Annotated in this window: 4 protein-coding genes; all 4 read left to right on the top strand. The window is 35.0% G+C overall.

Going from position 1 to position 4,889, the window contains the following annotated elements; genetic code table 11:
• Nucleotides 1-2,095: transglycosylase SLT domain-containing protein (locus C7N71_RS07905; RefSeq protein WP_157944398.1), on the top strand; the 2,095-nt coding region annotated here is incomplete at its 5' end.
• Between the two features lie 68 nt (nt 2,096-2,163).
• Nucleotides 2,164-3,054, top strand: coding sequence for a phage baseplate protein (locus C7N71_RS07910; protein WP_105988552.1), 891 nt, complete (start codon nt 2,164-2,166; stop codon nt 3,052-3,054).
• A 12-nt stretch (nt 3,055-3,066) separates the two neighbouring features.
• Nucleotides 3,067-3,528, top strand: a complete 462-nt coding sequence (locus C7N71_RS07915; protein ID WP_105988553.1) for a phage baseplate plug family protein — start codon at nt 3,067-3,069, stop codon at nt 3,526-3,528.
• On the top strand, nt 3,519-4,772 hold the full coding sequence (locus tag C7N71_RS07920; protein WP_105988554.1) for a hypothetical protein: 1,254 nt from the start codon (nt 3,519-3,521) through the stop codon (nt 4,770-4,772). Before C7N71_RS07915 ends, C7N71_RS07920 begins: the two co-directional genes overlap by 10 nt.
• The last annotated feature ends 117 nt before the right edge of the window (nt 4,773-4,889 follow it).

Here is a 4,889-nt window from a genome sequence, read left to right on the forward strand (position 1 = left end):
TTTAGGAACTGGAATTGGTGGGCTAATTGGCGGTGCAGCTGGTGGAATTGGTGGAAGCTCAATTGGTAAAAAAATTGGGCAAACTATTCAAAAGTCATTACCAAAAGGTGTCTTTAATCCAATAGTTAAACAATGGAATAGGTTTAAAAAATGGATTGGTAAATCAACAAAACAAGTAGTTAAACCTTTTAAATCGTTATTTAGAGGTATGAAAAAGCTTTTTAAACCAGTAACTGATGGGTGGAATAGCTTTCAAAAAGCACTAAATACAAAAAAAGGACAATCCAATATCAAAAAGCTCTCTAAAGTTTTTAATTTTGCAATGAAACCTTTGAAAGGGCTATTTAGTGGTGTAAAAATAGCATTTAAAGTATCAATGAGTGCCATCAAGGCTACTGCTAGAGGCATTGGATCATTTCTTTATACTTTATTCAAAGGTGTTTTCAAAACTGTTGGAGGAATATTTAAGGTTGGAGCAGACTTAATATCTGGAAAATGGTCCAACTTAGGTAAAGATTTAAAGAGCATTGGATCAGGCATTTGGGACGTAATCCGCTCACCGTTTGCTGGAATTGGTAAATTTTTTGCAAGTATTTGGGGAGATGTTCAACACCAATTTTCTCAAGGCTTTAAATGGTTAAAGGGAATTGTTGCTGGTGGTATTAATGACCTATTTGGAATAATTAATGCTGGTAGTAGCTTAATCAATAAAGTTCTTAGTTATGTAGGTGGTTCTGGTCATACCATTGGTACTCTAAAACCAGTTCACTTTGCAACTGGGACTAGACGTAAGACAATTAATCGTCCTACCTACTCAATGCTGAATGATGGAAATGATTCACCAGAAACTGGTAACAAGGAAATGGCTATTTTGCCAACTGGGCATGCATTTATGCCTAAGCAACGTAATTGGAGAGGTATACTGCCTGCCGGTACTGAAGTAATGAATGCTAAAGAAACCAAAAGCATCATGAATATGAACGGGATTGAACATTTTGCTGGTGGTACTGGATTCTTTGGAAACATGTTAAATGGAGCCAAGAATATGGCAGGCAGTGCAACTCATGCAGTTGCTAGTGGTGTTGGTCATGCTATTCATGGTACCGAAAATATTGGCGGTAAAGCATTACATGGAGTCGAACATTTAGGCAGTTCTGTATGGAACAAAACAAAGAGTGCTGCTGGCTGGGCTTGGAATAAAGCCAAAGATGTTGGAAGTGCAATCGCACACCCTATTAGAACAATCATGAATGCATTTGGGAAGCTTCCTAAATTACCGCCTTTCTTAACTGATTTTGGTAATGGTGTTTTAGATAAAGTTAAGACAATGGCAGTTGACTTCTTTAAGCAAAATGGTGGTGGCAGTGCCAATCCTGGTGGAGCTGGAGTACAGCGTTGGAAGCCAGATGTTGCTAAAGCCTTAAGAATGCTTAATTTATCTACTAGTGGTGGCATGATTAATAAAGTATTAACTCAAATTAATACCGAATCAGGTGGCAATCCTAATGCAGTTGGTGGAACCGATGGCTTATCTGATGGACGTGCTATGGGATTAATGCAAGTTAAGCCTGGTACTTTCTCAGCTTACTCGAAACCTGGTTTAGGTGGTTGGAGCAATGGATTTGCTTCAATCTTTTCTGGTTTAAATTATGCTAAGCATCGTTATGGACCAGATTTGTCATTCTTAGGACAAGGGCATGGTTATGCTAATGGTGGCTGGGCTAATAAACCTGGCATCTTCGGTGAAGTTCCAGGACAACCTGAAGTGGCAATTAACCCTAAGCGTCCTAGTGCTGATAGATTGATTGGTGAAGCAATTAATGCTCGTGCAAAAGCTGATTCTAGATCTCCATTTGCACGTTGGTCTAGCAGCCAAAAATCTAAAAAGCAACGTGATACTTTAATTGCTAAACGTGATGCTATTTTTGATAAAAAGCAAACTAAACCTGTTCAACCCAACGTCAACATGGAAGTTAATATAACCATTAATGGAAATGCTGATCAAGGTGCACTGCAACAAACTACTAACAATTTCAGAAGAATTGTTAGAGAAGAAATGCAAAAGATGGCGTTTAATCAATTGCAAAAAGGATAAAAATTAGAAGTTAGTTAAAGACTAGCTTCTTTTTTATACATAAAAATAAATATAAAGGAGTTGAAAGCATGCAAACTGCACAACATAAATTAAAAATTAAATTAGATAGACTATATAAGCAGCGTAATCATGCACGAGAGCTACTAAATAAATTAGCACATAAGAAAGCCACTCCTGCAGTTACCAGAGCTAGAAAAGCACATTCTAATTCCATCATGAGAACTAATAAAGAAATTGATCATTTAAAAGTGAATATGCAGAAAAACAAGGCTGACACTAACAAACGTGAATCGCTTAAAAATATGAAAAATAATAAGGAATTTTCTAGTCATAGCGCTACTTTAATGCCTAAAAATCCATCAACAGAACATAGCTATGTCTTGTTATTCGTTAAAAATCAATCTAATCCCACTTCACCACAAATCAGTAGTAAGCCTGTTGAACATGGTATGAATATGAGTACCACTACTCAAATGGGAGCAAATACAATTCCTATTGATGCTGTTATTGGTGGTATGAGCATCAAAGATATGCGTGAAGTTAGACGAGAAGTGCAGAAGTTAAAGTATTGGTCCAATAATGGAACTCCATTGATTTACCATTCTAAAGATATTAACTCAGAAAGCGTGCAGATTAGTGATTTTACACCTTCATTTGAATATATGGATGGTGGCACTGGTTTGAATTCAGCTAATATATCATTAACTTTAACGGAAACTAAATTCTTTGAATCTAATGTTAAAAAGAAAAAAGGTAGTAAAAAACATGTTGGTCATAAAGGAGCTAAAAAGGGGAGCAAGAATAAAAAAGGTGGCACTAAGCACCATTATGTAATTGCTAAAGCTGGTTATACCTATTTACATGTGGCACGTATTAAAAACACTTCTCTGAGTCATGTAGAATCATTAAATTCATATCCAGCTAGTAAGATTCCAATGGGTGCCAGAATATATTATTAAGGTGGTGATTAAATGGCCGTAAATGATTATATTGATATTAAATTAAGTGATATTCCTTGCCAATTTGACTATACATTTGATGATACGGATTACACTTTAGATTTGTACTACAACAAATTGAATGATAGCTACTATATCAATTTATATGATGAAAATATGGTGCCTATTGTGATGGGTGAAAAACTAGTCTATGGACAGCCATTATGGAATGCGATTACTGATCCACGATTACCGTTAGTTGACTTAGTTCCGTTTGATGAAGATAATAATGAAACTGAAGTCAGCAAACTTAATTTTACTGATTCCATTCAGTTATACATTAAAAATGTGGACGAAGTGCCTGATGATATATCTACTGATAATGCCAATGATGATAATGATGTTGATGACTCAGTTAGTGAAAATCCATCTGATGTTGATTTCAATGAATATGGCAATGATAAGCAAGTAGGCGGTGATAATACATGGAATTAGTTCACTTCTATTTAAAATTAGTTTTAGATAGCAAGTTCACGTTAGTATCAACCTATCTGGAAAAACGGAATGTCGAAATTGATGTAACATATAATTTTACTAATCAAGACACCCCTAGCGATACTGATATAACTATTCATGGATTAACACAAAGAACCGCAAATAAATTCAAAGCTGGCAAAACATTAACGATGTATGCCGGCTTTTTTAATGCCGATTGGACTGAAAATACAGTAGCTCATATTTTAACTGCCAAAATAACTTCAGTCAGCCCATTGAAAAACGACTCTGGTGATTGGATTTTACATTTAGTGATTCAAGATGGTACTAAGGTGGATCCAGGAAAAGCTATTAAAGTTGCTGCTAGTAAGAAAATCAGAATTAAATCAGCCAATCATAGTTTTCAATATCGTAAGCAACTAGGAGCCTATGAAAAACAACAACGAGAAGCTAGGCAAGCATGGTTAAAAGCTAATCCTAAAGCCAATACACATCAAAAGCATAGTCGATATGTACAAATGGAAAATAATATTAAGTCCTATCGTACTCAGCTAAAAGGTAAACAGAATCGTTTCAATAAAGAAGTGAATAAAAAGAAATCTTATCGTACTAAAACCGTTTATAAATTTATTAGTTTTAAACCTGGAACTAAAGGTTCAGCAATCATTAAAAAACTGGCCACTAAATCAGGCATTAATATTTCTAAAATGAAATTAGTTTACGATAGGCCTTACTACAATGGCTATACCGCTCGTAAGAAACCTTTAAACTGTATTCGTGATATTGCTAAGGATTGCAAAACTGATATGTTCTATCAAAATGGCAAGTTAGTAATTATGTCGTTTGCCAAAAACAAAAAGGTTAACTACACATGTGTTCCTGAAACTGGATTAATTACACCGCCTGATTTATCAGATGATGACGATTCGAAAAACACTTATCAAGCAACAATCTTATTTAATCCTAAAATTACTACTGGTAGTATTTTCCGTATTGAAGATAAGCTCTCCGGATTTGTTGATGATGTGATTGTGACTAGTGGTTCAGCTAGTATTCAGGCTGGAGATACGCCAACCATGGATATTAACTTTAAAAAGTTATCAGCTTACAAAAAAGAACAAGCAAAATCTATTAAAAAGCAGCGATCATCTGATGCAAAATCTAAAGCTAAATTAGACGAGAAGAATCGTAAGGCTGCAATTAAAAAACGCCAAGAAAGGTCAAAAAAGCATGGAAAAAAATAGAGATTATTTTTCTGAATTAATGCAAAATATCAAAAAGAGCATTGCTAGTAATATTAGTGTTATGTATTTAGCCAAAATCGTTAAATTAGAGCCGCCTACTGCTGATTTACAACCACT

The sequence above is a fragment of the Apilactobacillus timberlakei genome (genome assembly GCF_002993965.1).
GTDB lineage: Bacteria > Bacillota > Bacilli > Lactobacillales > Lactobacillaceae > Apilactobacillus > Apilactobacillus timberlakei.

Coding starts and splice junctions, on each gene's coding strand:
- C7N71_RS07920 (WP_105988554.1), top strand. CDS start 3,519: ATGGAATTAGTTCACTTCTATTTAAAATTAGTTTTAGATAGCAAGTTC.
- C7N71_RS07915 (WP_105988553.1), top strand. CDS start 3,067: ATGGCCGTAAATGATTATATTGATATTAAATTAAGTGATATTCCTTGC.
- C7N71_RS07910 (WP_105988552.1), top strand. CDS start 2,164: ATGCAAACTGCACAACATAAATTAAAAATTAAATTAGATAGACTATAT.